Below are 5,208 nucleotides of genomic sequence, written 5' to 3'. Positions count from 1 at the left end.
AAGTAGGACGGTACGAATATGACGATGTGGGGAATGTTCAGACTGCCTACGACGGTAATCACAATGCGACAAAGTACGAGTATGATGTACTAGGCCGCCTGATCGCCGTTACAGATGCCGAAGGAAAGACGACACGCTATCGGTATAATCTGTCGGGAGATATGGTTGAGATCAAGTATGCGGACGGAAATACGGTTGAGAAACGGTATGACGAAATCGGCCGACTTCTGCAGCAGATCGATCCGATGAAGCAAAGCAAACGCTTCTACTATGACGATAATAGTAATGTCGTAAAAAGCATAGACAAGAAGGATCAAATTCAACAGTTCGAGTACAATAACCGCAATTTTCTAATGAAAAGTACTTCACCTGATGAGAACGTCACGTACAGCTATGATCCAACAGGAAAGCGAACAGAAATGACGGATCAGACAGGTACAACAACTTATGCGTACGATCCGTCGGGTGAACTGGCATCGATCACTTATCCGGATCAGACCAGCATCAATTACGATTATGAAATCCGGAGATTGCGTACAGAGCAAACTATCTCGACCGGAAACTATAAGATTACGCAGCGAATAAGTCATACTGGCATCTTACCTAATCCAACAAGTATGGCCGTCTTAGATGGAAGCGGCTCGCAGCTTATGCAATTTGAATACAAATACGACGGCTCGTATAATCGCTTGACGGAGTTGAAATCGACGCAAGGATTCTTGGAGAACTATGCGTATGATGGCTTTAATCTAGCAGGCATCCAGCAGAAGCAAGGAGATGCACTGTTTGGAAACTATAGCTACACCTATGATAACAACCGAAATATCACGGACAAAAACGATAATGGAGCAGGTTATCAATTTAGCTACGATAAGCTGAATCGAATCAAGACATCAAGCCAATTTAATGAGGCATATGCGTACGATCAACGGGATAACCGCAGTACCTTGCAAAGCGATCAGGTACCGAACATCAAGGGAGCCAGCTACGTATACGACAGCCGCAACCGCCTGACCCAAGTGACAACGGAAGATGGCAAGGCCGTCAGCTACCGCTACAACGGCGATAACCTGATGGTAGAACGCACCGAAAACGGTGTGGCGACTCGATACTACTATGATGATCGGGCGAAGATAGTAGCTGAAGGCAAGGTAGAAGGAAACGGCAGTGTCACGATAACAGCAGCGTATGTCCATGATTCGACCGGCAAGCTACTGGCTCGTCAGGTTCCGGGACAAGGTATGCAATATTATGTATCCAATGGGCACGGCGACATTACCGAAATACGGGATGCGCAAGGCAATGTACTGAACCGCTATACGTACGATATCTGGGGCAATCCATTGGTACAAGAGGAACAGGTTCCGAACATTTTCCGTTATTCGGGCGAATACTGGGATGCAGCAACGAATCTGCAATATTTGCGTGCAAGATGGTATGATCCAAGTGTAGGACGGTTTATTAATGAGGATACGTATGAAGGGGACATCAAGAATTCGCTGAGCTTGAATTTGTATACGTATGTGGCTAATAATCCGTTGAAGTTTATGGATCCAAGTGGACATATTCCAACAGTAATGGAAGCAGCAGTAATGGCGGATCATATTTACGGAGCAACAAAAGAGAATGTGATGGGCGTGGTAATTAATGATTGGATTTTAGAAGATATTAAGACTAATTGGCAAGGTTTGAAAATGGGGATATATTCAAGAGCGGCTAATGGAAAAGCTGAATATGCTTTAGTAAATAAAGGTACAACTCCTACTAAAGTTATTGATTGGATTAATAACATTGCTCAACCTTTTGGTGAATCTACTGACTTGAAAGATTCAATTGAAATAGCTTCAAAATTTATTAATAGTCATAATAACAGTGAAGTAACAATGGTAGGACACTCGAAAGGAGGGGCAGAAGCAGCGGCCAATGCAATTGTCACAAACAAGAATGCTATATTATTTAATCCAGCCAAGTTAAGCATTAATATTAATACTAAAGTGGGTCTTCACTATCAAGTGTACACTGCGAAAATTAATGCATATGTAGTTAATGGTGATATATTAAATGAAATGTTTGGAAAAGTTGCTACTCCAGGTGGAGAAGTGTATTATTTACGTAACCAGTATCCAATAGGCAAATGGAACGTTTGGAATTTTACGAAAAATATAGAAAATTCAATTGAGAATCATTCTATGGGTTCAGTAATAAATGCATTAAAGGAAAAAAATAAATGAAAAAAACACAAGTTGTTCTAATCATATTAGTTGCTTTAGTGATCTGTATTGTAGCACTACCGTGGGTTCTAATTTATATTGGACTGCTACTTCAACCAGATCCTCCTCGTCCAGAAATCACTTATGGTGAATTTCCTTTCAAGTTAGTCTATGAAGTAAATGGGGTAAGAAAGGTTATTCAAGATACGATCATTTGTGAGTATGATGGGGTTGGAATGGATGAAGGGCAAGGTAAGTATAGAAGATGGAAGCAGCGGTATGAAAGCGGGAATAAAAATATTTCTTTGTTGAAAATTAATAACAACAGTGAAATAGTTTACTCAGCGGGAAGTGCAAATTATTATATGGGGGATTTAAAGGAATATGAACAACAGAACCCCTTGTTCCCTAATGCAATATTTATAGAGAAGGATATTGGCAGCACTAGTGAAGGATTAATTAGAGCGGATGAATTGCTTGAAAAATATCATATTAAACTAATAAGCTGGGAACCAAGTCCACCAATCAAGAATACATTTATTGAATCCGCAAAGTAAATATTTTAAGTTAAGCACACAGCCTATAACTAATCTCGATAAAACGGTTATAGGCTGTTCTGCATTTTACAGCACTAATCCTCAGAATGATACCATTGAAACTAAATATAGTTACGGGAAAACCGATCTAGAGTATTGAAACTGTCCCAAATTTATTTAGAGGCTCAGGCGAATAGTGGGATGCAACAAAGAATCTGCAATATTTGCGTGCACGATGGTATGATCCAAATATAGAACGTTAGTGGGGCATAGTCATGGGGGAAATGTAGCAATTTTGTTGGCAAATCTGTTGGGTGAGAAAGGAATGAAAGTGGATACATTAATTTCTATTGCTACTCCAGTTAGGGAATATAAACTTGAATCAGAGGTAGGACAACATATTCAGATGTATAATAATAGAGACATGGTACAAATGGGATTTGGGAGGGTACGACTTTGGATGGGATTGGTGGAAATTGTGGAATCTGGGTCCCGGATCTACAACAACACGTAAATTTTAGAACGCTGAAAATGTACGTACCAAAGATGCTAAGAAGAAGGGGACTAAGATTAAGGCTCATTCAGCAATGCACAGCAATGTAGACATTTGGAAAAAATATATTGAACCGATCTTAAAGTTGAAATAATTTATTCCAAAGGGGGGCGACTATGCAAGCATGGTTACGGCTTCTATTGGTACTAGTAATTTTATTTAGTGCTACATCATTCTTTTGGTTTCTTTTAGGTGCAACAGCTTTTTTTTCAGCGAGGAATGGATATTATAGGAACTACCTATTTTTTTTGGGCAGCTTTACCAGTTCTATTGTTCGCTATTGTGTTTACTATAATACTCATTAAAGGATGGGCTCCCACGAGTGGAATAGGCTATGTTGGAATTGGTATAGGACTAGTTTTAGCAACACTTATCTCTGCAACTTTGATTCAAAGCGTTAACACCCACGGTTGGGCGAAGGAGAAGATAAGAAGTGATTCAATAAAGGTTACGATAGATGGACAATATGAATATCGTATTGATTTAATTAATTTATTTCAAAGAAACAGCCATGCAAGGCTCTACTTAAAGGATTTAAGCTTGGGAAAGGAAACCATTATTCCTGTCGATATTCAGACAGGCAAAATTGTAGGACTTGGGGTAAAAGAGGTAAATCATTGGGTCATGCTTGAACCGACGAACACTGCATCTGAATATATTCTGTACACAACAGAAGAACTTGGTATACCAGAAGAACTTGGTATACCAGAAGAAAAATTTAAGATTGACATTAGGGCAGGAAAGTCAATTAGACTCAAGTAGTAATAAGTTTGTTTAACTACAATGCGACTAACCATCGTATTGTGGTTTTTTTCTTTGGCGGATGCCCGACCCAGTGCCGACTGAATCGGGCGGCATGTCCCGAAAGAACCTAACCCTCATCAACCTCATATGATATTTTTCGAGTATGGTTGTACGCACGTATAAAGTGTGTTTATAATGTCCCCCTTTATGACAAATCACCTCCATTGTAACACCCGAAATTCTTTTAAAAATTTTAGCCGAGGGATGCATGGAAGAAGTAGAGGTTTCAATTGAAGCTTCTTCAGTTTCCTTAGGTTGCTATTGTGTCATAACTTGGAGTTTTTGTTTTACGTCCTAGATAAAGATTTTGGTTATTTACATTACCAATTAAATTGTGTATACAAGAAGTCTAGAATTCACACGCTTCGACTGCCAAAAAGAAAAATATATGTTTTATATAACACAAAATTATTACCATATACATGAAGGCTTGATAATACCTGTTAATTTATACAGCTAAGAAGATATAGTAGATTTGGAAAATAACCTAGGGAGGTTTTTGTATGCAATCCAAGCATAGAAGATGTAGAGTTTTATAATATTAATGCTTGCTGTTCCTATTTTTTCACTATTGGTGCAACTATAAAGTGTATTTTTATCTATCATCGTCACAATAAAATAAAATGGGCAGGAGAATTCAAACTATGATATATTTCAAAACATCGAAATTCATGTTATTACTTCTAATCAGCCTTACACTATTTACTGTCAATCTTACAAACGGATATGCGGCAGAGAAGATGTCGGTTAATGTTTACGATAGTTCAGGGCGGCTAGTGAATACGAAGCTAGCGGATGGAACCGTTGTAGAATATCAATATGACGTGAATGGGAATCTACTACATAAAAATATGAATATGCTGATGAACTCTGGATTTGAAATCTATACGGGAAAGAATGGAGTCGCAGATAGCTGGGGGTATTGGCAATCCGCAGGGGGAACAGCCAATTACCAAGTTGTAACTTCGCCTATTTCCAGTGGTAAGCAAGCTCAACAAATGAAAATTTCCAACATGCCGAAAGATGGAGGGGCTAATTTTTTCAAGACATATCAGTAAATGATGGTCAACTCTATACATTAAGCAGTCAAATCGCAATAACCAAC

At 38.8% G+C, this 5,208-nt stretch carries 5 protein-coding genes; all 5 read left to right on the top strand.

What is annotated here, in order from left to right:
* Positions 1–2,231 (top strand): RHS repeat domain-containing protein (locus tag AZ66_RS26600; protein ID WP_044357657.1); only part of this gene is annotated, 2,231 nt, incomplete at its 5' end.
* A complete protein-coding gene (locus tag AZ66_RS26595) occupies positions 2,228–2,767 on the top strand; it encodes a hypothetical protein (RefSeq protein WP_044357655.1) in 540 nt (179 codons plus the stop codon). The genes AZ66_RS26600 and AZ66_RS26595, both read left to right, overlap by 4 nt.
* 241 nt (positions 2,768–3,008) lie before the next feature.
* A complete protein-coding gene (locus tag AZ66_RS33965) occupies positions 3,009–3,260 on the top strand; it encodes a hypothetical protein (protein WP_156160098.1) in 252 nt (83 codons plus the stop codon).
* A 258-nt stretch (positions 3,261–3,518) separates the two neighbouring features.
* Positions 3,519–4,061, top strand: coding sequence for a hypothetical protein (locus tag AZ66_RS26585; protein ID WP_044357653.1), 543 nt, complete (start codon positions 3,519–3,521; stop codon positions 4,059–4,061).
* Between the two features lie 686 nt (positions 4,062–4,747).
* Entirely contained in the window at positions 4,748–5,161 is a 414-nt protein-coding gene (locus AZ66_RS26580) for an RHS repeat domain-containing protein (RefSeq protein ID WP_044357652.1), read from the top strand.
* Positions 5,162–5,208 lie beyond the last annotated feature (47 nt).

It is taken from the genome of Paenibacillus sp. E194 (genome assembly GCF_000935845.1).
Classification (GTDB): Bacteria; Bacillota; Bacilli; order Paenibacillales; family Paenibacillaceae; genus Paenibacillus_B; species Paenibacillus_B alvei_B.
This window is presented reverse-complemented; position numbering and strand designations above follow the sequence as displayed.